Origin of the sequence: Pediococcus ethanolidurans (genome assembly GCF_001437405.1) — a bacterium.
Classification (GTDB): Bacteria; Bacillota; Bacilli; order Lactobacillales; family Lactobacillaceae; genus Pediococcus; species Pediococcus ethanolidurans.
The window spans coordinates 42123-67574 of the sequence record NZ_JQBY01000004.1; the positions used below are offsets into that span (position 1 = coordinate 42123).

Here is a 25452-nt window from a genome sequence, read left to right on the forward strand (position 1 = left end):
AAAGTGAATAAAATTAGACGGATCACAATTAGAATGGTCAGTGTTATCTGTTTAATCGTGCTCTTTGCTTTTGTTCGGTCTATCGCGCCAACTTATATTGAATCAAGTCGTACTGCCTATGAAATCAATGGTATGCGCGGCGGTATCGATAGTAAAAGATTTAATAGCGCGATCACAAATTACACAAAGCGACACCATGTTTCAGCAATAAAGGTATTCAATGCTCAAACTGTAAATGATACTGGCGATACACAAACTAAAATGTACGTTTTTGGGGATGCAAAAGTACCTAAAGAATCGCTGGCATCAAAACAAGAAATGCAAACCAGCGACATAAGATATCCACTTTATTTTGTTGGGAATGTGAGTCAGAAATCCATTCAACGAATGTTTAAGCGTAATAGAATTCAATACTCATCAATAAATGAGAGTTGGAATTGGGGAATTTCGAATTTCCTGAATACCAATCAAATATCTAGTATTCTAATATTGGCCTTTTTAGTAATGGGAATCGTTATTATTTTAGCTAATTTACATAATTTAAAAAAAGCCAATATTCGTAATTTATTGGGTATGTCGAATTTTGATGATGCTTTTGATACTTTTGTAGATGATCAGGGTTATTTCTTAAGTAGCTACTTACTTGGTATTGTTCTATTGACGCTTTATATGTGGATAAGTAAGTTCATGAATTGTTATCAAATCGTGGCTTATTTTGCGTTGTTATTATACTTGATAGTTATTTTGGTAACCGGAGTAGCCGCTATTTTAAGAGCTCACTCCCATTCTGAACGAACCATTATTGGTGCTATTAAAGGTAATGTTAAAAACAAACTTGCCTTCTATATTAATATGATCATTAAAATTGTCGTAGAAATCTTTGCTTGTTTGACTTTCGTGACTTTACTGGGAACGTTAAAACAAAATCAACAATTAAGCAACCAATTATCTGTTTGGACACATGGTAAGACTTACTATACCGTCAATCTTTCTCCGATTGATACGACAAGTAAAGAAGATAAACTCATTAATCATGGATCTACCGTCTTATTCCATTATCTTGAGAATCACGGTGGGATGCTTGCTAATTATCAGGGCTGGGGCACTGGTAAAGCAGACATCATGAACTCTTCCAACGGTCATGTTTTGACTGTAAATCCCAGTTATTTAAAAACAAATTCGGTTCTAGCTTCTGATGGTAAGCGGGTTCGTATCCCAAATAAAACCAGGACAACTTATGTCCTAATTCCGGAAGCCCAGTATGCCAATCGTAGTCAGATCTTACGAGAATATCGCAGTGATTTGTGGCTAAACAGTGCCGAGCACAAAACTGGAAAGAAACTGACAATCAAAGCAATTAAGATCAAGAATTCACAACGTTCGTTTACCTATAGTGCGGATGCACTGGACTTGGGGTACTACGATGGTTATGTCAATTCTCCAGTTGTGCTTGTTTTAACAAACGAGTCTTTAGGTGGCATCAGTAAGAATAATACGGACGCAAATAGTATTTGGTCCAGTTATCTTTCCAATGAAGCCTTTCTTAGTTCCAATGTTTCAGTGATGCGCAAAGCTATTCAAAAATCGGGAATGTCCCGCTATATTGGCGGGATTGTGGATACCAAAAGTTATGCGATGAAACAATTGACGTTAGTTCGTCGCAAGCTGGAAATTTCAATAGCTGTGCTGGTCATTACCTTAACAATCATTATCATTGAAAACATCTCGTTTAACAGTATTTATTTTAATAATAATCGTAAGAAGATTGCCATTAAACGATTATTAGGAAGTCACTTCATTAGTATTTTTGGTAAATTCATCAGTTTGAATCTAATACTAAGTCTTTTTGAAGCCTGCATTGTGTGGGTAATTACTAAAAATATGATGGTTACGATCCTGTTACTAGGATTATCCAATGTTGGTGAACTGCTGATATTGAGCATTCAGAACCACTATTTGAATATTAATAAAGCAATCAAGGGGGAATAAATCATGACCAGTTATTTAAAACTTACCGAATGTAGCAAAAGCTTTGATCAGTATCATGTGTTCAAAAATGTCGACTATCAATTTGAATCCGGAAAAATGTACGCACTTGTCGGCCCATCTGGGAGTGGAAAAACTACTCTGTTAAATAGCATTGGGCGGTTAGAAAAGTTAACCGCTGGTTCAATTAGTTTCGCGGGCACAGATATCACAACTATTCCGAGTTTAAAATATTTTCGTCAATTTATCGGGTATTTGTTTCAGAATTATGCCCTGGTTGATGAAGAAACGGTTGCCCAAAATCTTAATATTGTGAAACATTACCGAACCGCTGAATTACGGGACCATTTGGCTAAGTATGGTTTAGATGATACCTATTTAACGCGTAAAATATTTACATTATCTGGTGGAGAAGCACAGCGAGTTGCCTTAGCACGTTTGAGTTTACAAGATCCTTTAATTGTACTGGCAGATGAACCCACGGGCGCCTTGGATCATGCAAATGGCCAATTAGTGCTTGATAGTTTACGAACGATGACTAATTCAGGCAAAATTGTCATTATCGCCACTCATGATGATAAGGTGAAAGCAGCTGTTGATAAATGTGTAGATATTACAGCCTTCAAATAACAAATTTAATGTCCCAATCCCATAAAAAAACGATATTATGTTAATTTACTAATGTCTGTTAATTTGACAGATTTTAGTATACGCATAATATCGTTTTTTTATTTTTGCTTTTTCCCAGTATATTTAAACAAATACCAGCCACAATAACCAAACGCTAACATCCCTGCAATACCAATCCAGAATTTATCTGAAAAACTGCCTGCACGAATTTGATTGATCACTACACCAAGTAAACCAAGAACGATCAAAGCATCTAAAACTAACAGAATGATAGTTGAAAATTTCATCTTACTCTCCTACTTAATCTTTTTTCTCTGGAATTGGTATTTCGCGTTTTAATCCACTTGCACCACGTAAATTACGAATAGTTCGCAAGAATGAAACGATCAAAACGGCATTAGATGCCAACCAGGCTAACGGGCTTGCAAAACAAGCACTAATGAACCCAAACATCGGTACCATGACAGCCCCAATAAAAATTCGGGAAATAAGTTCGGCCACACCTGCCATTGTCGGTGCAAAGCTTTGCCCAAGTCCTTGCAAAGCATACCGCACAACAAACAAAATTGATAGCAGGAAATAACTCGTACTGACCACCCAGAAATAGGTCTGAGCCAACTGCGTAACATGGGGTTCCGAGTTTCCGATAAAAAGATTTACTAAGGCATGACTATTTAAAATAATAACTGCCGCAATGATGACACTATAAATGACGGTGACAGTCAAACATTGCCGAATACCAACTAAAATTCGATCATAATTTTTGGCACCAAAATTTTGTGCAGTAAAAGTTGCCATCGTAATTCCCAATGACACCATTGGTTGTGTGGCTAGTTGATCTACTTTACCAGCCGCCGTGTATGCCGCAATTGATTGTGGTCCCAGTTCATTTAATGAAACCTGTAGGATAATGGATCCAATTGCAATAATTGACGCTTGGAATCCCATCGGCAATCCAATTTTAAGCTCTTGTTTGATAATATCTCGATCCATTTTCATATCTTCACGTGATACATCTAGTTCGGGAATACGGCGTTTAATGTACCAAATACACATAATACAAGAAACTAGTTGTGCCACAACTGTCGCAATTCCGGCACCGGCAATCCCCAAATGCAACCCAATAATCAAAACAACATCTAAAACAACATTTAAAACGGCTGCAATGATTAAAAATATCAGTGGCGTTCGACTATTCCCCAGTGCGCGTAACATATTTGAAAATAAATTAAAAAACATGGTAACCGTGACACCCGCAAATAAAATACTAATAAATGTTTCCGCACCATTCAGTAACACTGCGGGAGTTTGCATAATTTGCAGTAGAGGTCGAGCCAGACTCACACTAATCACGGTTAAAATAATACTCATCCCCGCACAAATCCAAATACTATTAGCGAAACTCTGCTTAACACCCCTAAGATTACCATTTCCATAATCTTGAGCTGTCACAATTGAAAGACCAGTTGTCATTCCTTGAGCGAATCCAATAATCAAGAAACTAAGTCCACCAGTTGCACCAACAGCTGCTAAGGCATTTACACCGACCGCGCGACCCACAATTAACGTATCAGACATGGTATAAATTTGTTGAAAAATATTTCCTAAAAATAATGGAATACTAAAAAAGATAATCCCTTTAATCGGACTGCCCTTAATGAGCGAATTGTCCATTGCATGCACCTCCTCTACCGTTATTTCTACATCGAAACCGGTTTCTTCGATTTACAGTTTAGTTCTATACTATAACTTGTTTGACTCAAATTACAACGAAAAAAATTGACTTTGTTTGTAATCCAAGAGACGTCCTTTAACGCTTATTCTTGTTTTCATTGAACTAAATTATATAAATATAATTTTAATTCATCATCAATCGTAAAACACGAACTATAATAAAACTAATTCGTATATTTTACGTATTTAGGCTAGAATTTTCTTTTAAAAACGTTTATTATAAATATACATCATAAGAAAAGAGGAAATTTCATGTCAAAGTTTTTTGATTTAGAGAAAAACGGTACTAAAGTTTCTACCGAAGTTGTTGCTGGTATCACTACTTTTTTCGCCATGTCTTATATTTTATTTTTAAACCCGGAAATTCTTAGTCAAACCGGGATGCCGGCTCAAGCGGTTTTCTTAGCTATGATTATTGCCTCAGTTACTGGAACGTTAGTTATGGGTCTTTTCGCCAATGTTCCTTACGCGTTGGCCCCTGGGGTTGGTTTACAGGCCTTCTTTACATATACAGTTGTCATGTCACTGGGCTTTACCTGGCAAGAAGGACTTGCTTTAGTATTCTTCTGCGGCGTGATTAACATTATCATTACCATCACTAAAATTCGGAAAATGCTGATCACGGCCATTCCCGAAACAATTCAACTAGCCATTAGTGGTGGTATTGGTGTTTTCATTGCTTACTTGGGGTTAAAAAATGCTAATTTGCTACAATTCTCAAGTGACTCAAGTAGCATTGTTTCTATTAACAATCAAGCTTATAACACTGCGGTTACCCATTTTACACACGGTGTGACAAGTGTTGTTACCGGCGGTGGAATTACGCCATCATTAACCACTTTCAATAATCCTAGTGTTGTTCTAGCCCTAATCGGTATTGTTTTAACGGTAATTCTTCAAATCAAAAAAGTTCCTGCAAGTATTTTAATTGGTATTGTTGTGACAACCTTAATCGGAATTCCCATGGGCGTTACTGATTTGCATATCTCTGCGGCTAATTCCTTAATCAATTCTATTGGTGCTCTTAAGACAACCTTCTTGGCTGCCTTCTCCGCACAAGGTATGGGATCCCTATTTACAAGTGGGCATCGTTTAATTTTAGTCTTTATGACCATTCTTTCATTTAGTTTATCAGATATTTTCGATTCTCTTGGGACTTTCATTGGTACTGGCCGAAGAACCGGAATTTTCTCCGCTGAAGACGAAAAAGATTTGGAAAATAATGCTGGTCTTTCTTCTAAACTGGATCGTGCATTGTTTGCAGATTCAATTGCAACCGGTGTTGGTTCAATCTTCGGAACATCAAACATAACAACCTATGTGGAAAGTTCGGCCGGAATTGGTGCTGGTGGTCGAACGGGTTTAACAAGTGTCGTAGTTGCAATTCTCTTTTTGCTTAGTAGTTTTGCTTCACCATTACTTTCGGTGATTCCTGATGCGGCGATTGCGCCGGCCTTGATTATTGTGGGTATTATGATGATGAGTTCTTTCCAGAAAATTAACTGGTCGAACTTTAATGAGGCGGTGCCGGCGTTTATGGCGTCGATTTTTATGGCTTTTAGTTACAATATCACGTATGGTATTGCGGCTGGATTTATTTTCTATTGTATTGTAAAAACGGTGACGGGAGAGGCAAAGGAAGTGCATCCATTGATTTGGATTGTCTCGGCGTTGTTCGTTTTGAACTTCACGGTGCTGGCGATTGCATAAATAAGTGAGCGGAATGAAGCGCTAATAACAGAAAAATAAGACTGACGGGCGGACGATCGTGATCGGACGTTTAGTCGGGCTTATTTTTCTGTTATTGCTTCACGTAGCTGTCCTAAAATAAGTGAGTAGAGTGAAGCGTTTAGTTCAAGTCATATAAATGCACCGTCAGCGGGATGAAATCCTGCGCTAGGTGTATTTATATGACTTGGACTGCTTCACGGAACTGTCCTAGAATAGTGAGCGGAGTGAAGCGCTAATAACAGAGAAATAAGACTGACGGGCGAACGATCGTGATCGGGCGTTTAGTCAGGCTTATTTCTCTGTTGTTGCTTCACGCAGCTGTCCTAAATAAGTGAGCGAAGTGAAGCGTTTAGTTCTAGTCATATAAGTGCACCGTCAGCGGGATAAAATCCTGCGTTAGGTGTGCTTATATGACTTGAACTGCTTCACGTAGCTGTCCTAAAAAGTGAGCGGAGTGAAGCGATTAGTCCCATTCATATAAGTGCACCGTCAGCGGGATGAAATCCTGCGCTAGGTGTATTTATATGAATGGGACTGCTTCAAGCAGCTGTCCTAAAAAAAAGCAAAGTAAAGCCGTAATAACAAAAAAATATCGTTCAACATCTTGGAGACAAACTCCAAGTTTGTTGAACGACATTTTTAATCTTTAAACACTAAGTAGTTTAGTACCAACCGTTTGCTTGCCAGAACGCCTTAGCAGCTGTCCATGAGCCATAACGGGAACTTACGTAAGAGTTAGCAACCTTTTCTTGGTTAGCAGCTGAGTAGTCACCATTTAAGTATGATGAGCTCAATTGATACTTACCAATGTATTGACCATTTCTTGCTGTATATGAACCACTTGATTCTTTGTTTGCAATCCATGCTTTAGCAGATGCATCACTACCACTTGTTGTGCTAGTTGAGCTTGTAGTATTGGTGTTGGTTGATTGACTCTTAGTAGTACTTTGTGTACTTTGCTTGCTATAAGCTGAACTATTTTGAGTTGACTGTGTATTTTGCTTACTCTGTGTGCTACTTGCTGTGTTAGCAGTGTTAGTTGATTGAGTAGCTTGTGACTGTTGTGTAGATGTTGTTTGACTTGTTGTGCTGTCAGTATCAATTACTAATTGTTGACCTACATAGATCACATTTGCATTTGCAATATTGTTTGCTTTAGCTAATTGTTGATAGTTTGTATCATGTTTAAAATTATACTCGATTGATGAAAGTGTATCTCCAGATTTAACTGTGTATGTTTCATCAGCACTAGCAGCAGTTGTCCATGCAATTGTTCCTAATGTAATGGTTGATAAGAATGCTACTGAAAACTTGGTAAATTTGTTTAACTTCATATAAATAAAACTCTCCTCTTTGTTTATGCCTTTTTATTAACCAACGAGCACAATGATACAGACTCAAGTTATCAAACAAGTTTCGCTAAGATATCAGTTTTATCCTTTTTGTAATATTTTGTAATCTCTCTAAAATGTTAAGCGTTTTACTTAATAATTCTCGTTTTGTGTTATTACCTCCTACTTAAGTGAATCATTAGATGTAGTCATCAGGTCATCTTTCTTAAAATTTAATAACGCACAAAAAAACAATTCTAAGTCAGTTTCAGCTTAGAATTGTTGTGAATTTTAATTATTTTATTTTAGTACCAGCCGTTTGCAACCCAGAATGCTTTGGCAGCTGTCCATGAACCATAACGTGATGATACATATGAGTTAGCAACCTTTTCTTGGTTAGCAGCTGAGTAGTCACCATTTAAGTATGATGAACTCAATTGATACTTACCAATGTAATTACCATTTGTAGCTGTGTATGAGCCACCAGATTCTTTGTTAGCAATCCATGCCTTTGCAGCTGCTTCACTACTACTTGTTGATGAAGTGGATGTAGTGCTAGTTGTTGCAGATGTATTGCTTGAACTTCTTGAAGTTGAGCTTTGGTTGCTTGTTGATGCACTTGAACTAGAAGTTGAAGAACTTGATTTAGTTGTTGAAGCAATATTCTTAACAGCTGGAGTGCTCTTAACTTCGCTCTTAGTTGCCGTCTTGATTTCGCCATCACTCTTGATCAATAGCTTTTGACCAACATAGATCAAGTTAACGTTTGAAATTTTGTTAGCTTTAGCTAATTTTGAATAGTTAGTATCTTTGTTCAAATTATATTCAATACCTGAAAGTGTGTCACCAGATTTAACTGTATAAACTTCATCGGCACTTGCAGCTGTTGTTAAAATAACTGAACCTAATGAAACTGTTGATAATAATGCTACTGAAAATTTTGTAATTTTGCTTCTTAATGTCATGTATGAATTTCTCCTTAGTAGTTGTGTTTTCGTTTGTTATTTAATTTATGTGCATTATGTTACCCCCTCTTTTTTACAAACAGATGTCAAAAAGATATCTATTTACGGCCTTTTTGCAATGTTCTGTAACTGTGGATTAAAAAAATGTCTCTAAACCCCATGGTTATCAAATTATAAAAATGACAAAATCTGTTTTAAAAACACAAAAAAACCAGTAATTTTTTTGAAATTACTGGTTTTTAATCACTATTTTGTTATATTTTATCTAGAAATAGTCCCAAAGCATGGGTGATTCGTTTCGCAAAGCAAGGTCTAAATTACGAATTGATTCGATATTTCCTGTTATTTTTCCTACCTGTTTCAAATACGCTAACTGACGATAACCCATAAATGCTTTCGTTAAATTTTGAATGTCTAAATGAATGTCAGCTAAGTTTTGTTCGTTTTTACTGATTTTTTCAAAACTTGTCCCATTGACATTAACTTTTAATCGCCAAATGCCGTTATTTTGTGGAATCAGACTATCTTTAACACCCAACCGCAACGACTTAACTTTTTGAATAAATGGATAATCATTCATAAACTTTTGAAGATTAATTATGCGTGCCATCATATATGGTTGAATATTCACACTAACAACATACGGATTAGCCATTACATCTGGGTAGCCTTTCGGATCTCCAGAGGCATACTCAAATCTCGCAAACATAGACTCATGCTGACAGATAAATCGCTGAAGATACTGATAGCTTATTTGGTTGGTATACATAATTTCTTGAATTTTGAAGGTATCGCCGGCTGCTTCGTAAATGACATATCCAGACGCATTTTTACCATCTTCTAAATATACGCCAACTTGCCAAGCGGGATGCTTAAGCCCTAAATAATGCCACCACCAATCATCACGGTGCACACCACCATTACGACTCTGTTCATTATTTTCATAAACTTCATCGATTAAAGAAACCGCCTCATTGAGTGGTAATCGCAAAAATTGTCCGCGTTCTTCCGCTATTTTTACCCGTGGTAGATCCGTATTCTTAATTTTATAGACCGCGCGATCAAACACTTCCTCGTACCCAAAACGGCGGTAAAACTCGTATGAAAAAGGCGCTAGATAAGACAAAGCCACGCCATCACGTCGCATATCAGAAAAGGCCTGTCGCATTAGAGCGGTAATTGCACCATGGCCCCCAAACTCCGGATAGCTCATGACATCCCCAATTCCGTTCATCTTATAAATGACCCCATGAAAATTGACTTTAAACGGAATACTCAGCATTCCACTACTCAGTTTGTCACCATGTAAAAGCCCATAAACCTGTGAATGCTGATAGCGATCATTAAAAAATGCACGTCGTTCTTCACTATCTTGATTATTAAATGCGTATAAATATAGATGATAAAACTCATCTAAATCCTTGCTCGTGAGTTTGACAATTTCACTCAATGTGATGACACCTCCGCCTACGTTTATTTTTTCGCTTTATCCCGTAATTTAGCTACGTATAAACCAAAACCGGTAAACATGATAATCCCCACAATATCAACCAATGTTTGTGCAGAACCAAATTTTACTTTGATAATTGTAGTTATCAATGCCAACGTCCCAATAATGAAGGCACCAATAATTCCTAATAAAATGATTTTTTGTGGTTTCATATTTTTTCCTTCTATATTATAAGTCAGTTGATTTCACAATTCAGAAAAACTTTAAAATCCGTATCAGGTTATCAAACAAGCCTTATTTCTAAAACTAGTTTGCCTTAGCGTCACTCAAAGTTTCTTTTTCGACCATTTGTTTTTCAGCTACTTTGAAGAATGGGTAGTATGCTGCGGCCGCAATTACTAATTCAACTGCTGACCAAACGCCTGCGCGCCAATCCCAACCTGTAGCCATTAATGGGCCGATAATTGGTGGCATTGTCCAAGGCACCATTGTCACTGCGGGTCTTAACAAATGTAAGGCCATTAATGCATAAGTACCAACGACCAAAATCTGAGGCAAGACAACAAATGGAATCAAGGTAATTGGATTCATAACAACTGGGAATCCGAAGATAACTGGTTCATTAATTTCAAACAAGGCACTTGGAAAAGCTACTTTCCCTAATTCACGATACGTTTTACTCTTAGATGAAAGCATCCAGAAGACCAACATAATCGTTGCTCCTGTACCACCAACATTAACAAACAAACTTGAAAATCCAGTTGAAGTGAAATAAGGAATTGCTTGATGATGAGACCAAGCAGTTGCGTTTGCTGTCAAAAACTGAAGAAAAATTGGATCCGCAATTCCTTCAAGTGTCATATCACCATGAATTCCGCCTACCCAGAGTAAACTAACTAATAATGTATAGAACATGATTCCTGGCAAACTATTCATCGCAAATAATAATGGATGGAAAATATCTTGAATAAATACATTGATATCAAAATGAAGTGGTACACGAACTGTCCAGAATAAGAGCAAAATCACAAATCCAGGTACTAACGAAACAAACGAATGATTAACCGCCGTTGGTACCCCATCTGGCAATTTAATTACCAGATTACGTTTAACAAAGAAATTTAGAATAAGTACGGAAACAAAGGCACAAACAATTGCCGTAAACAATCCTGACGAAGCAAAATTAGCTGTGTCCAAGACGTTTTTATCATTAAACGAAACAATAACAAAGGCCATCGTTGAAAGTCCGGCTCCGTTAATGGCATCCAAATCTAAGTTCTTAGCAAGCTCATAACCAATGCCAATCGCTGATAGAAGTGAAATAATACCAAATGACCCGTTGACCGCAACACTGATGGCAGACATATAAGGTTTCATAAAAGCTGTCCATGCAGGTATTGGAATATTGCCAATAATCAAAAATACTGATCCACTAATTACCGCTGGTAGTGTCATAACTAACCCGTTACGAACCGCAACCAGATATTTGTTGTTACCAGCCTTTGCTAAAGGTGGCATTAACACGTTTTGAATCCAATTCATGAAGTTCTTCAAGATAATCACCCTCCCACAATTTAATTACAAACTCAGTATAAGATTTAAAAACCATAATGTAAACCCTTTCATAATAATTTTGTTTAAATTTATGTAATATTACTAATCGTTGCTGTGCATTTATTAATTTGTTCCTGTTTTGCTAAAGGTATATACCTTTAATGATTTTCATTTTCTCTTTGGTTTCCCAACTAAAGATTGATAGTATCAAAGTCATTTCAATAACTGCTGTTAAACGACGTAGCCTGTAAAAAATAGTTTAACTGCCGTCCTGCGGCTCACTCGGTCTGGAACGGGGTGGGCACGATTTGAAGCCAAGAAATACACTTGTCTTCAAACTCGACCTTATTCTAAGTAATAAATTACTAAGAATAATTTCACCCCTGAGACCAATCGCCTCCGGACTAAGATCGTTTGATGTTTCAATAATGTTCAATAACACTGATATAATAACTTTTATATTGACGTGTTGATTGCACGACTTAGTCTGGAAGCAAATGGGCTCAGTAGTGACATTTATCTTAGCGGGTTTCGCTTAGATAAAGGCCGAGCTTAGAGACGTGTATTTCGGCTCTAAGTCGTGCCCACTACTACGTTTAGAAGAATGATTTTCGTTCCGAAAATCTTGATACTCCGTACGATGTCGATTCTTGTGGCAAAAATCAGCCGCAAGAACTCGCACTACGTTCCAGCCCAAATTTGCTGGAAGACGGCATTTTAATCTAATTTTGTTACTATGACCGCTTTTGTATCAGGTAACGAGATATTTTTTTTGATTTCAACTTATAGTTTTTCCCTTTAAACTCACCTTTAGCTTGAATCGATTGCACTTTTTCGTTTCTAATTGAATACGCAATTTATCCAGTTTTCTGTCAATTAATTTTTTTATATTCTAGTTAATGACCAAGGGCCCTTGGATCTTTATTTATAAGGAGATTCAAGAATTGGAAGAACAACTAATAAAAGACGGGTTTAATTTCTTATATTCTGACAACAACGAAAAGATTATTTATGGAGCTGCTAAAAGACTACATCTCTCACCATTTCATGCAAATTACGATGACTTTATTCAAGAAGGCGCACTCACCTTTGTAAAAGCATACGTTAGGTATCCTAACGATGTGAGTGAAAATCCGGAAAAGTTTCGTGTCTTTGCCTACCAAGCTGTTTACTGGCGTCTGCTTGATTTAATTAGGCATTCAAATAAACTCATAGAAAAGACTCAAACTGACCAGGAACTTTTAAATTTGCAACAAACTTCACTAGAGGAGGGCTACGAATCGATTTATTCTGATCAACTGTTTCATCGATTGTATAGTATTTGTACAAACGCAGAGCGGTTATTTTTACTGGATTGCTATGTTCACCAGTTGACCGGTGCTGAGATTGCAAAAAAACATCACGTCACAAGACAGTGCGTTTCCAACTGGCGAAGGAATGTCGGTAACAAAGTCCTAACGTTAATTTACTGAAAGAAAAAATATAAAAGCAACTTTAGTTACTGATCTTAACCAATTTGACACAGCAAAAAAGGCAAGGTACGAGAATTTTTTCTCTACCTTGCCTTTTTATTTTTAAAAAATGAAATTGTTATTTTTAATCTTCAATTTTAATGGCAATTTTTCCGCCAGCACGACTGACAATTTCGTCCAACGTTTTAAAGGAAACATTGGCACGGCCACTTTCCATTCGGGCAATTTGTGATTGTCGTTTACCAGCCTTTTCTGCTAATTGTGTTTGTGTAAATCCATTTCGAATTCGAAATTGCACTAACTCCTTAGCTACTTGAACCTTAATTCCTTCTTCACTTGTCATTACTTGCTTATCCATCGTTGCTCCTCCATTTAACTAACTATTTTATAAAATTTTTAATAGATCTAACGGTTCCTCAAAAATATACTCTGCGTCGCTAAAATCCGCATTCGGGATTGCACCCCATTTAGCATTCCCAAAATCAATACCCGCCGCATGAGCTGCTTGCATATCATACTGGGCATCCCCAACATACAAGAATTGATCTTTAGTAAACTGTGGAAATTTTTTCATACCTGCAATTAATGGTTCAGGATGTGGTTTGTGCTGTTTAGTATCCTCCGCAACCACAACCTGATCTGTAAATTTAGTAAATTCGTATTGAGCAACCTGTGTCTGCCAACCATATTTTGTTTTTGAAGTTACAATACCAATTCTTACAGCTAAATTTTGTAACGCCTCAAACAAGGTCGTCACACCAGAAAACTCTTCTACTAAATTCTGATGACGAAGAAATTCTTTGCCATATTCTTGAACCGTTTGTTTCGGATCGGGGGAACCTAATTTTTTAAAAATTTCTACCGCCGATAAGCCCATTAATTGCCGTGCTTGTTGCTTTGATACCGGAATTGATAAACGATCAAAAACTGCTTTTTCGGTCTCCCACACGGCCTTATCAGTTCTCAATAGTGTATTATCCACATCAAATAGAATAACTTTATACATATCTAGCCCCCCTCTTCTTTTTAATGAAACAAACAATGCATTATATCATAAGAAAGCGATTTCTCTCAATGGCATTTTTAAAATTTTCCCTTATTATTATAAATTTACGCTATCTTTAAAAAAAACTAGCGAAAGTTAGCCATCAAAATAGCTCTGCTATCTCAATTTCAACTTTCCCCAGTTTTTTAGTTTTATTAATCTTTTACATGATTCAATCCAAATTTAGTTTGTGGTGAAACAAAAAAATAAATTGCACCAATTACAATTGGATAAAGTAACACAATCAAGCTTTGCAACAACATGCCGTTACCAACCCCATTAATTGCGTAATTAAATGCGCTCATTGCGTGAGTGACTGGTAATAACTCTGAGATTGCTTGATATACATTGGTCAGCATCGAAGTCGGAAGTAAGACGCCCGCTAATTGAACAAGCATCAAAACTAAGGAGAACAGAATTCCCGGTGCGCCAAACAATAAATCAATAAAGACACACAGTGCTGTGAAGCTTACGGCACTGACTGTTGCTGCGACCACTAGTTCAACCGGATGAATAACCTGAATTCCATCAATCGCAATAAAGGCAAGCACACCGACTACTTGAAGAAGCGTTAGGAGAAGCAACATATTATTTGAAAGACCGAAGCCATTATGCCGATGACCTTTTCGACGCGCATATTGTCCCAACTGATTAAGAATAGCAGCAATGAATAAGATCATTGCAATAACCAGTGGTGCAAACATATTCTTCACTGAACCAACCGAGTCTAATGTTTGAACTTGGTTAACCGGATTAACAAAATGGTTAACATTTTCAGGTTCAGCATTCACATTTTGAACCTGTTGAGCACCATCTTGAAGCTTAGAGTTTAACAAACCAATTCCTGCCGTTGCTGTTTTCAACCCACTTTGAACCTGATCAGAACCACTTGCCAGTTTATCAGCACCTGATTTACCTTCTTTAGCACCAGATTCCAACTGACTAGCCCCGCTAGTTAATTGCGAACTAGCATTGGTTAACTTCGTGCCACCTGCGGCTAGTTTATTTGCACCTGTTGATAACTGATTAACACCACTAACTAAAGTGGGAACCTGTCCATTCAATGTTTGCAAACCAGAACTTAATTGTTGTGAACCAGAATTCAGTTTAGATGAATTATTTTTTAAAGTTGTCAATCCAGTAGTTAATTTGCTTGAACCAGAAGTTAATTGACTAACTCCGCTAATTAAACTAGGAACTTGACTATTTAAACTTGAAAGACCGGTTGTCACTTGACTAGAACCATTGCTGAGTTTCGTAACCCCACTCGTCAAACTTGGTACTTGGCTGTTTAATGAACCTAACCCCGTTTGCAGTTGCGTAGCTCCGGCAGTTAACTCACTGTTATTAGCGGTAAGTTGGGCAGCACCCTGGCTGGCTGAACTAACCCCAGCAGTGTACTTGGAAACACCAGTTGTGTATGTGGTTACACCTGAGACAAGTGAATTTTCACCATTAACTTGGCTGTTTAACTGTTTGACACCTGCTGTAAATTCTTTAAAATCATTCAAGTTATCACTTAACGTTGGTAACTGTTTTTCAAGTGATTCCAAGGTCTGAACGGTTGTATCACTCATCAGTGGCGAAGCTAATAAATCATTAGCCTGACTAACCACACTGCTCAAGCTAGAGAGTGCCGTTGTGGTACTACTGTCAATATTGAGCTTGCCTAACGTTGTGGCTAATCCACTAATTTTTTCTTTCGCACTGCTTAAACTTTGTAAACTAGTGCCAGTTGCCGCAATTTCTTTAGCAGAAGCGGCCGCATTTGTGGCACCATCAGCTGCAGAACTTTTAGCTTCTGTAAGCTTGGCTTTATCAGTATCACTCAATTTTGATGTATCGACATCGCTTAAAAGAGTTGCTACCTTTTGACTATCCGTTGCCGAAGTTTTGGCTTTGGTTGCTGCATCAGTTAGTGCACTTGAAGCACTATCCAAACTGGAAAAGGCACTGTTAACATCGGATAAACTGCTTTGTGCATCACTTAATTCGGATAGCACACTGCTCAAACTCGAAAGTTGTTTCAAAGCAGGTGCCAACGCCTGGAGTTTAGTCTGTAATTGTTGTGCACTTTCAATTGTGGTTGGCGCATCCTTCAAGCTCTCCATAGCAGTTGAATCAGTTTCTAACAATTGTTGCATCTCCGCAATCTGCTCATTTGCCTGATCTGCAGCCGAATTTAATTGACTCACACCTGCTGATAACTGGGTTGCACTGCTAAGTAACGAAGTCGATCCATTATTTAGCGTGTCAGAGCTAGCACTCAAAGTGCTCAAACCACCATTTAGTGAGCTTACGCCATCGGTATAAGAGTTAATACCACTTGTTAGGCTCTTTGACCCCGTACTGAGTTGACCAACACCAGATGCCAACTCACCCGTTTTACCAGATAAAGTTTTCAACCCTGCCGTGACCTGTGAAGAACCATTAAACAGTCGCAAAACACCCAAAGGCAAAGCGGCCGTTTTACTAGAAAGTTGGGCTAATCCCGTGCTAAGTTGAGTAGCACCGGACTGCGTCTTTGCCACGCCCGCAGTATAGCTTTGAACACCAGTATTCAACTGACTAGCACCAGTTGTTAATTTTTGAACGCCACTAGCCAGGGGAGCCGTTTTAGATTTCATTTCACTCAAGCCACTTGCCAATGCCTTGCTACCGGATGCCATGGTATCCACACCTGCCGCATAAGTATTAATGCCATCACTTAATTGCTTGGTCCCACTCTCAAAAGTGATCATGCTAGTTGCTAAAACGTGCAAATTACGATCAACTTTGGCATTACCATCCTTAAGTTGTACCACTCCGTTCTTTAATTTCTTCACACCGTTTGAACCACTTTTTATTCCAGTTCCTAGTTTGTTAATTGAAGAAAGCAACGTTTTGTCATATGATTTTTGAACGCTAGATACGACTTCATTTTTTACCTGACTCGCAACTTGTTCATTAATTACCTGTGATACATAACTATTATGTTTAGATAGCTTAATTTTTAAGTTACTGGTTTTAGGCGTCTTATCCAAAGCCGTGGTAATATTTTGCGAAAAGTTCTTTGGAATCGTAATGGTCATTAAGTAATGGCCATTTTTCAATTCTCTTTTTGCTTTTGCAGCTGAAACAAAATGCCATTTAACTTGATCGTTATGACTTAAATTCTGAATTACTTGCTTTCCAGCACTAACATCGGTATTTTGAAACTTGGCCGATTTATCATTGTTAACAACCGCCACATTGGTATTGGTTGTATGTGCCTCCTGCGAAGAATTAATGTACCTGAAAATAAGACCAGTTAATAAAATTGGAACTAAAAGGGCTAATATCAAAAAACTCCATCGTTTCGTTCGCGGATTCCAATTCTTAAAAATCATCTCTTTGCCATCTCCTGTGTTATTCACGTATTCAAAAATCACTTACAAATAAAAACTTTAATATTCGCTAAAGAAACCGTCAAAGGCAACTTTTTTTCAAAAAAATAATTTAAACCAAAAAAAATAGCTCAAAACCCTAATTAGATAAGGCCTTAAACTATTTTTAAAATTATTCGTTAATATTTTGTAAAAGCACCATAAAACTCACTATTCATGGGTGTTTTAAGCAATTTTTCGATAAGAAGTGACAAAGCGATTGATTTGAAACATAAAATTATTCAATTTACTTGAAAAAAGTGAGATATTTGGTAAAAATTGCGCGCATTTCTGGTCGCTTCAGCATCATTTCCGGATGCCACTGAATTCCTAATAAGGGCTGATCAGCGTCAGTTGGCTGAACTGCTTCAATCACACCATCATCTGCCCAGGCGGCTTTTTTCAAAGGTTGCGCCAGTTTGGCAATCATTTGATGATGTAATGAATTTACCGAAACTCTTTTTCCTAATATTTTTTGTAGCTCACCTTCAACTTGAACTTCATGGGTTGCCACGTTACCACGAATTTCAGGTGCTTGATCATGCTCAACCAGCACTGAACGGGTCATTAAGGTTTGGTCTTGATACAACGTCCCACCTAACGCCACATTAATTAACTGAACTCCCCGACAAATGCCAAGAATTGGCTTATGCGCATCCCAGGCCAAGTTAAACAAAGCTAATTCAAATTGGTCACGTTTTAGGGAAGTTTCTTTGAGTAATGGATTAGGTTCTTGCCCATACAAACTTGGCGTTACATCTTGCCCACCAGGTAAAAATAAGCCATCAATCGTCCTAAAATAATCTTTCGCCATGCTTTCGGTCTGGATTGGGATGACAACGGGCAGTCCGCCGGCTTGTACAATGGCTTCAATATTTCCCTGAAAAGTGTATGTTGCCCGATTATGATAAAACAGCTCGGAATCCTTCGTAAATAAATTTCCGACAATGCCAATTCTTGGTTTCATTTTTTTACCTCACTTATGTAGTTAAAGATTGAAACTACCAAAACGATTCCAGTAACTGGCGTTAAACGTTTAGTTCATGAAAAGTGGTTTAACTGCCGTCCTGCGGCTCGCCTGGTCTGGAACGGGATGGGCACGAGACCAATCGCCTCTGGACTAAGAACGTTTGATGCTTCAATAATGCTCAGCAACACTGATATAATAACTTTTATATCGATGTATTGATTGCAAAAATTAGACTTAGTCTGGAAGCAAATGGGCTCAGTAGTGACATTTATCTTAGCGGGCTTCGCTTAGATAAAGGCAGAGCTTAGAGACGTGTTTTTCGGCTCTAAGTCGTGCCCACTACGTTCCAACCCAAATTTGCTGGAAGACGGCATTCTAATCTAATCTTGTTACCATGAACACTTTTCTATCAGGCAACGAGACGTGTTTTTGTAGTTTCAACCTTTAGTTATGTAGACAAAAACACCAATTCTATGCCGCTCGCTTGGCAAAAAAATCGGTGTCTTTGACAATGCTTGTTCGTTTAATTATTTTGTTTGGTGAAAAATCACAGTCGTTTTTTACCACCTAAGAAATGTAAATTAGTCGACTATTTGTTAATGTACGCCGTCTTATAATTCCACTGTGTACCAGCTGTGTTGTGAATAACTCCCTTAACCTTTGGATTGATTAAGAACGAGTAATTTGTTTGATAGAGTGGCGCAATGGCAGCCTCTTTAACGACCAATTGATCAGCTTTAATCATGTCTGCCCACCGTTTATTCTTATTGTTAGCATCTGCGTTTTGAGCTTTATCGATCAATTTATCGTAGCTACTATTACTCCATTTACCATAGTTATAACCACTGTTAGTTGTTAAGATCTGTAAGTGGGAAATTGGGTCGGTAAAGTCTGCACCCCATCCAGAAACATAGATATCAAAATCACCTTTGGAAGCGCGAGAGTAAGCCACCTTATCTGGAATATTAACCAGATTTACTTTCATTCCTGGTAATTTATTTTGTAGTTGTACTTGGAAATATTCAGAAATATTTTTATCATCATTATCATTTGTAGACATCAAAGTTATAGTTAACGACTTAGCCCCAATTTCTTTCAAGCCTTGTTTCCAAAGCTTTTCAGCCTTAGTACTATCGTAATCAACGGTTCCCTTAAGATAAGCTTCTTTGGCAAAGTCCTGTCCAGTTTTAGGATTATTCGCCAAGTTAGTTGGTACAAACCCTTTTGGAGTCGTTGAAGCATCCCCAATAACCTTATTAATTAACTGTTTACGATTTACCGCTAATGAAATTGCCTGACGGATATGCTTATTGTTCATAGCTTTTCGTACTTTTGAGTTAGATGCTTTAAAGTTAAAAGCTAAGAAACGCGTAATACTATATGGCACTGTCTGATAATCGGCGTTGTTCTTGTAATTTTTAATTTGGGTACTTGAAAGTTGTGCCATGTCTAATTTCTTAGATTGATACAAACTCAAAATTGTTGAAGGATTTTCATTAACAGAATAGTTAATTCTACTTAATTTAACTTTACTCTTATCCCAATACTGGTTGTTTTTAACAAATGACCAGTGATCATTGGTACCTTTCCAGCCAGTCATCTTGAATGGGCCTGTGTATACCATGTATTTAGAAGTTGTGGCATACTTGCTGCCATACTTGTCAATTACTTTTTTACTTACTGGTGAGAACAATGGGTAGGTCATTAAAACCTTAAAGTAAGCAATTGGTTCATCTAACTTAACTACGAAAGTTTGTTTGTTAGGTGCAGAAACACCTAATTTTGAAGGACTCAACTTACCTGAATTAATCTTATCAGCATTTTTGATTCCTGAGAATAAGTATGCATACTGTGATTTTGTATTTGGATTTAATGTTCGTTGCCAAGAGTAAACAAAATCTTGGGCTGTAATTTTTTGACCATTACTAAACTTCGCGTTCTTACGAATTTTAAACGTCCAAGTTTTGCCATCTTTTGAAACTGTGCCAGATGATGCTAATCCGGCAATTGGTTTACCTTTATTGCCTAATCGGTAAAGACTTTCAAATACATTTCCTGTCTGCCCGTAACCTGTGGCCTTAGCAATATCAATCGTATCTAGTGGTGCATCGGCCGATAAATTAAGTACTTGCTTTGTTGCTAACTTCCCAGAACCACCTGTTGAGCTCTGACTACCGCATCCTGCCAACACCAATAATAGTGCGGCAGAAACGGTCGTTAAAATTGTCCATTTTTTCTTCATATGCTTAAACTCCCCAAAAAATTATTTTAGAAATCTTCTTTATACTTCATAACGCGAATCTTTGTGCCTACTTTTGAATCATTTTTATTCCAACACGGACAACCTGGTGACATCCAGCATCACGCCCTTTCAAATACCAAACAAAAAAACCGACCAACTGCATTACGCAATTAGCCGGTTTCACTTTGACCTATGTTAAAAAACTAGGCCCATTTTAGCGAAAGATAATTACAGTCTGCAGTTACACAAATAACCATGTTGTTTTGACAACATGCTGTACAACATTCAACTTGCATTCGTGTATTCGTCATAATTATCTTCCTTTCCGTTTGGTTATTCCAATACCTAGATTATCCAATTACTTATTGTAAGTCAAGTAAAAATCAAATTTAATTGTTATTTATTTTGTAGACAATTGAATTTACCAAGTATAATTCCGTACCTAACAACTTTTTCGTATTTAAAAAACTTTATTCATTTGAATAAAGATCGAGGTGAATCTTTTTTACGAGTTTATTTTTGTAATATCAACTTGATGTACTTTAATAAATTGAGCCAGTCCATAAATGTCTTCATCAGTCAAACTGCCAATTGGTTTCTGATGTTGAAATTCTTTAAAATCAATTGCGTATTGTTTATGAATATCAATATAAGATTGTTTTCGCAAACCCGCTTTTCGCCACAGTTTTATGGGATAGTAAACCTTTTTAATAAGCTTTGATTTTGTTTTGTCTTGACTTGTAATCTTAAAGATAAAAATTACCTTATTTCCACGGGCAACAACAAGTGCTGGACGATATTTGGCTTTATTTTGATCATCAAAAGGGACATTAACTAGAAATAATGTCATCGGTTTAATAGGCGTCATCATTGCCACTCATCCAAGCAGCAAAGTCAGGACTTTTTTTAGCATCTACTTTACCATCTTTATCTTTCACAACTTTTTCAACCGGAATTTCAGCAATTAATTTTTGCCAATCATTGTCAGTTGGTAATTTATTAATTGTGAGTTGACCAAAATCATCTATTTTAAAATTAAGCTTATCACCTGAATTTAAATTCATTTTTTTACGAATATCAGCAGGAATTACCACTTGCCCTCGACTCGATAATTTAGATGATTTGCTAGTTATAGTAGCCATATAGTATAACCTCCAATATTAAATATTGCGTTGAATATCACTATAGATTATCAAGTAAGATGTAAGACGTCTTACTTCAGCAATATTGTAACATATGTTTTATAAATATAGTGCAAATACGCTTCTTCAAACAGACAACTGAAATTATTCACTTATGCCTCCTCAATCGAGTATGTTTACCAAAAAAATTGCATTCAAAAAGAGACCGAAAATGTGTTTCCCGATCTCTTACTTTTCTATCTTTAAAATTTAATATCCCCAAAAATTAAATATTTTTACTCTATTTCTTTCCCATTGCTTTCAATCACTTTTTTATACCAATAAAAGCTCTTCTTAGGTGTTCTGGAGTAATCGCCTGTTTGATCATCGTGACGATTTACGTAAATAAAACCATAGCGTTTCGACATCTGACCTGTACTTGCTGACGCCAAGTCAATACATCCCCATGGCGTATAGCCAATCAGATCAACGCCATCATCCAACGCCTCTTTCATCGCTGCCACATGACCACGCAAATAGTCAATTCGATAGTCGTCATTAATAGAACCATCAGCTTCAACCTTGTCGTATGCGCCCAAACCATTTTCTACAATCATCAACGGAATTTGATAGCGTTGATAAACTTGGTTCAAATAGATACGTAAACCTTCTGGGTCCATGCTCCAGCCCCAATCACTATACTTCAGATAAGGGTTCTTGGTTCCCGCCGACATATTGCCACTTACTTTTTCTTGTTTGTCTGGATGAACAGTTACTGCACCAGATGAATAGTAACTAAAGCTATAAAAGTCGACCGTACCAGCCTTCAAAGTTGCTGCATCGCTTGGATCCACATTTAAATGAATATCATTATCACGCCAGTACTTTTTAGCAAACGCTGGATAAGCGCCGCGGACATGAACATCACCACAATAGAAATTATTCATTTCCATCTGTTGTTGCGCTAATATAACGTCTTTTGGATCTGGTGTCAGGGGATAAACTTCAGAACCCGCAATCATGCAACCCACTTTATTTTTAGGATTAATTTCATGTGCTAATTTAACTGCTTTAGCACTTGCAACCAACTGATTGTGCACTGCCTGAAATGCATTTTGGCGTGCCTCTTTAGAAACAGCATCAAAAATTGAACTGCCGTCTTTAACCGGAACCCCAGCCTGAATGTAACCACCACCAAACATTAACGCAGTGTTAATTTCATTGAACGTAAGCCATAGATGAACTTCATCCTTATAAGATTCAAATAAAACTCGACAATAATTTTCAAAGAAGTCAATGACTTTGCGACTTAAAAAGCCACCGTAAGCTTCAGTCAAATGATACGGAACTTCGTAATGCGAAATTGTCACCAATGGCTCAATACCATATTTATGACATTCTTGGAAAACTTTATGATAGAAATCAATGCCAGCTTGATTAGGCTTTTCATCGTCACCATTTGGAAAAATTCTGGTCCATGCAATTGATAAGCGATACGTTTTAAAACCCATATCCGCTAATAATTTGATGTCTTCTTTGTAGTGATGATAAAAATCACTAGCTGTGTGAGAAGGATAATAAGCATCTGGATCAATGGTCGCTGTGAAGTGACGTGGTTTTTCAATCGTTCCACCCGTCAACAAGTCCTGGACACTAACGCCTTTACCATCAACATCCCATGCGCCTTCAATTTGATTAGCAGCAGTTGCGCCACCCCATAAAAAATTCTTTGGAAATTCAGTTGTCATTGTTTTCCTCCTAATTTTCACTTATTTACAAAGATTAGTGTAACCGTTTTTAGAAAGCGGTGTCAACTTATTTTCATCATCATGCTTGCCCCGCCTTTTTGTAGAATTCTGTGCTACGATATGGTAGGAAGAATCGAAATTATAGAAACGCGGTGATTGATCATGAAATTAGCTCTTATTGGTGCTGGTCCACGAAATTTAATGGCACTTGAACGCCTATTGGCTTGGAATAAAAGAGTGTCTGCTCCAAATCTTGAAATCCATTTGTTTGATCCAGCGGGCATCGCTGGTCGTGTTTGGCGACCTGATCAACCTCATGAGCTTTTGATGAATTCCTTAGCAGCAAAAATTACCTTATTTACAGATCATACAATTGAAATGGAAGGCCCTGTTATACCTGGACCGACGTTGCTTGAATGGGCACGTCGTTCTGGCACAACTTTTATTAAAGAAAACAATTATAAAAAAGCCAACTATCTCTTAAATGAAATTGCCCATTTAACTCCAGAGAGTTATGCCAGTCGTGGCTTATTTGGAATTTATCAGGAATGGTTTTATCAACAACTTTATGCACAAAATTCAAAAACCGTTCATATTGTTTTTCATAAAACTACCGTAACTGGTATCAAACGTTTAACTCACCATACTTATGAGTTACGTTTTGATGATGCTGCGGAGACTTTTGACGGAGTTTCATTGGCGTTAGGTGAAGGAATGTCACAACTTTCTACTCACGAAAGAGACTTAACTCAGTTTGCACATGCGCATCATTTAACTTATCTGCGAACTGGTTATCCAGCTGAACAAGATTTTGATAAAATTCCCGCCCACAGTCATATCCTGTTGCGCGGTCTTGGTTTAAACTTTATGGATGCCATGATTATGTTGACTCAGCATCGCGGTGGTAGGTTTTATCGCAATTCGGATGATACCTTAACTTATCAGGCCTCGGGTGAAGAACCCAAGATCTTTGCCGGATCAGGTCGCGGTTTTCCTTATCACGCACGGGGATTTGATCAAAAGGTTGTGGGTGAAACACGTCCACTCTACTTTTTGTCGAACCAACTGGTAGCCCATATGATTCGTCATCAGGAACAAATGAGTGGTCAAGAGTTTTTAAATTACATTTATTCCGACGTGGCATGTACGTATTACACCAAACTAGTCGCACAAAAATATACGGGAATTAGTTTTCATGAATTTGAACAAGCTTTTCAAAAGGATCCGCTCTCGGATCACGTCTTGGATAGCTATGGAATCGCTAAAGACGATCGCTTAAATTGGGATCAACTTGCGCATCCCGAAGGAAATGTGAAAACGGCTGACGATTTTAAACAAGTCATGTTAGCGTATCTGGAGCAAGACATTGCGGAGGCCAAACGAGGAAATAAGACAGGTCCGTTTGCCAGTGCAATGGATACTTTGCGTGAGTTGCGTACTAACATTCGAAAAGTCATTACTTACAAGTTAATTTCTGATGAAGACTATGCAAAGGATATTTTAGGTGGTTTCAACAGTTTTAATAGTTTTCTTGCAGTGGGACCGCCAATTTTACGATTAGAACAGCTATTGGCTTTGATTAAGGCTGGAGTGGTTGAAATTTTAGGACCAAAATTACAATTAGCAACGGAACAGACACATTTTGTGACGTATTCCGAGTTGTTCCCAGAATATAAAGTGCCGGTGACGGACGTGATTGAAGCGCGATTGGCATCGATTGATATTCGAATTAGTAAGAATCCACTGATTCAGGATTTGTTGAAGACGGGAATGGCGCGGCCGTATGAATTGCATTTTAAGGATGGTAGTACTGAGCAGTTGGGTGCGATGGATGTGACAACGGAAACGGCGGAGTTGATTGATAATGATGGGACGCCGGTGCCAAATGTGTATGTGTGGGGAATTACGACGGAGGGCCGTCATTGGTTGACAAATGGAAGTCCGATTCCAAGTGTGAATGATGTCCGATTGAGAATGGCGGATACGATAGCGAACCAGATGATGACATATAGTGAGTGAAGCAAAACGAAAGTCTCGTAGCAATAAGCGAGGTGAAAGTCAGGAGAAGT

The 25452-nt window shown here is 37.6% G+C and carries 20 protein-coding genes; 5 read left to right on the forward strand and 15 right to left on the reverse strand.

The annotated features are described in order from the left end of the window. Positions 1 to 3: 3 nt before the first annotated feature. The gene (locus IV87_RS02570) at positions 4 to 1989 is read left to right on the forward strand and encodes a DUF1430 domain-containing protein (protein WP_057805345.1); all 1986 of its coding nucleotides are present in this window, start codon (positions 4 to 6) and stop codon (positions 1987 to 1989) included. Positions 1990 to 1992: 3 nt separating this feature from the next. Beyond that, on the forward strand, positions 1993 to 2616 hold the full coding sequence (locus IV87_RS02575) for an ATP-binding cassette domain-containing protein (protein WP_082623497.1): 624 nt from the start codon (positions 1993 to 1995) through the stop codon (positions 2614 to 2616). 98 nt (positions 2617 to 2714) lie between these two features. On the opposite strand, the gene IV87_RS02580 is transcribed toward IV87_RS02575, so the two are convergent. Both IV87_RS02580 and IV87_RS02585 read right to left on the reverse strand, forming a co-directional pair. After that, positions 2715 to 2903 carry a hypothetical protein gene (locus IV87_RS02580; RefSeq protein ID WP_057805346.1) on the reverse strand — a complete coding sequence of 63 codons (189 nt, stop codon included), beginning with the start codon at positions 2901 to 2903 and terminating at the stop codon, positions 2715 to 2717. A 13-nt stretch (positions 2904 to 2916) separates the two neighbouring features. Next, positions 2917 to 4290 (reverse strand): MATE family efflux transporter, encoded by a 1374-nt coding sequence (locus tag IV87_RS02585; protein WP_057805347.1) that lies wholly within the window; start codon positions 4288 to 4290, stop codon positions 2917 to 2919. A 312-nt stretch (positions 4291 to 4602) separates the two neighbouring features. Between IV87_RS02585 and IV87_RS02590 the strand changes: the two genes are divergently transcribed. After that, positions 4603 to 6060: an NCS2 family permease gene (locus IV87_RS02590; RefSeq protein ID WP_057805348.1), complete on the forward strand. Its 1458-nt coding sequence runs from the start codon at positions 4603 to 4605 to the stop codon at positions 6058 to 6060. Between the two features lie 683 nt (positions 6061 to 6743). On the opposite strand, the gene apf (IV87_RS02595) is transcribed toward IV87_RS02590, so the two are convergent. The 5 genes from apf (IV87_RS02595) to IV87_RS02615 all read right to left on the reverse strand — a co-directional run bounded on the left by apf (IV87_RS02595) (position 6744) and on the right by IV87_RS02615 (position 11381). After that, positions 6744 to 7415: an aggregation-promoting factor gene (gene apf, locus IV87_RS02595; RefSeq protein ID WP_057805349.1), complete on the reverse strand. Its 672-nt coding sequence runs from the start codon at positions 7413 to 7415 to the stop codon at positions 6744 to 6746. A 302-nt stretch (positions 7416 to 7717) separates the two neighbouring features. After that, positions 7718 to 8377, reverse strand: coding sequence for an aggregation-promoting factor (gene apf / locus IV87_RS02600; protein WP_057805350.1), 660 nt, complete (start codon positions 8375 to 8377; stop codon positions 7718 to 7720). Between the two features lie 265 nt (positions 8378 to 8642). After that, positions 8643 to 9827, reverse strand: a complete 1185-nt coding sequence (locus IV87_RS02605) for a GNAT family N-acetyltransferase (RefSeq protein ID WP_057805351.1) — start codon at positions 9825 to 9827, stop codon at positions 8643 to 8645. Between the two features lie 23 nt (positions 9828 to 9850). Then, positions 9851 to 10039, reverse strand: a complete 189-nt coding sequence (locus tag IV87_RS02610) for a hypothetical protein (RefSeq protein ID WP_057805352.1) — start codon at positions 10037 to 10039, stop codon at positions 9851 to 9853. Between the two features lie 94 nt (positions 10040 to 10133). Then, entirely contained in the window at positions 10134 to 11381 is a 1248-nt protein-coding gene (locus tag IV87_RS02615; RefSeq protein WP_057805353.1) for a PTS sugar transporter subunit IIC, read from the reverse strand. A 944-nt stretch (positions 11382 to 12325) separates the two neighbouring features. Between IV87_RS02615 and IV87_RS02620 the strand changes: the two genes are divergently transcribed. Next, complete coding sequence (locus IV87_RS02620) at positions 12326 to 12853, forward strand: sigma-70 family RNA polymerase sigma factor (protein ID WP_057805354.1); 528 nt, start codon at positions 12326 to 12328, stop codon at positions 12851 to 12853. A 124-nt stretch (positions 12854 to 12977) separates the two neighbouring features. Here the strand turns inward: IV87_RS02620 and IV87_RS02625 are convergent, their stop codons facing one another. From IV87_RS02625 to IV87_RS02660, 8 genes are all read right to left on the reverse strand, one after another. Continuing rightward, positions 12978 to 13211 carry a helix-turn-helix domain-containing protein gene (locus IV87_RS02625; protein ID WP_057805355.1) on the reverse strand — a complete coding sequence of 78 codons (234 nt, stop codon included), beginning with the start codon at positions 13209 to 13211 and terminating at the stop codon, positions 12978 to 12980. A gap of 27 nt (positions 13212 to 13238) precedes the next feature. Continuing rightward, the gene (locus IV87_RS02630) at positions 13239 to 13859 is read right to left on the reverse strand and encodes an HAD family hydrolase (RefSeq protein ID WP_057805356.1); all 621 of its coding nucleotides are present in this window, start codon (positions 13857 to 13859) and stop codon (positions 13239 to 13241) included. A gap of 194 nt (positions 13860 to 14053) precedes the next feature. After that, on the reverse strand, positions 14054 to 17266 hold the full coding sequence (locus IV87_RS02635; RefSeq protein ID WP_057805357.1) for a YhgE/Pip family protein: 3213 nt from the start codon (positions 17264 to 17266) through the stop codon (positions 14054 to 14056). Positions 17267 to 17549: 283 nt separating this feature from the next. Beyond that, a complete protein-coding gene (locus IV87_RS02640) occupies positions 17550 to 18269 on the reverse strand; it encodes a gamma-glutamyl-gamma-aminobutyrate hydrolase family protein (RefSeq protein WP_057805358.1) in 720 nt (239 codons plus the stop codon). A 592-nt stretch (positions 18270 to 18861) separates the two neighbouring features. Next, positions 18862 to 20514 carry a peptide ABC transporter substrate-binding protein gene (locus IV87_RS02645; RefSeq protein ID WP_057805359.1) on the reverse strand — a complete coding sequence of 551 codons (1653 nt, stop codon included), beginning with the start codon at positions 20512 to 20514 and terminating at the stop codon, positions 18862 to 18864. A 505-nt stretch (positions 20515 to 21019) separates the two neighbouring features. After that, the gene (locus tag IV87_RS02650; RefSeq protein WP_236698957.1) at positions 21020 to 21385 is read right to left on the reverse strand and encodes a type II toxin-antitoxin system PemK/MazF family toxin; all 366 of its coding nucleotides are present in this window, start codon (positions 21383 to 21385) and stop codon (positions 21020 to 21022) included. After that, positions 21369 to 21656, reverse strand: coding sequence for an AbrB/MazE/SpoVT family DNA-binding domain-containing protein (locus tag IV87_RS02655; RefSeq protein ID WP_057805360.1), 288 nt, complete (start codon positions 21654 to 21656; stop codon positions 21369 to 21371). The genes IV87_RS02650 and IV87_RS02655 overlap by 17 nt, the downstream gene beginning before the upstream one ends. A gap of 275 nt (positions 21657 to 21931) precedes the next feature. Then, positions 21932 to 23383: a glycoside hydrolase family 1 protein gene (locus IV87_RS02660; RefSeq protein ID WP_057805361.1), complete on the reverse strand. Its 1452-nt coding sequence runs from the start codon at positions 23381 to 23383 to the stop codon at positions 21932 to 21934. 162 nt (positions 23384 to 23545) lie between these two features. Here IV87_RS02660 and IV87_RS02665 point away from each other — a divergent pair, with 162 nt between their 5' ends. After that, the gene (locus IV87_RS02665) at positions 23546 to 25402 is read left to right on the forward strand and encodes an FAD/NAD(P)-binding protein (protein WP_057805362.1); all 1857 of its coding nucleotides are present in this window, start codon (positions 23546 to 23548) and stop codon (positions 25400 to 25402) included. Positions 25403 to 25452 lie beyond the last annotated feature (50 nt).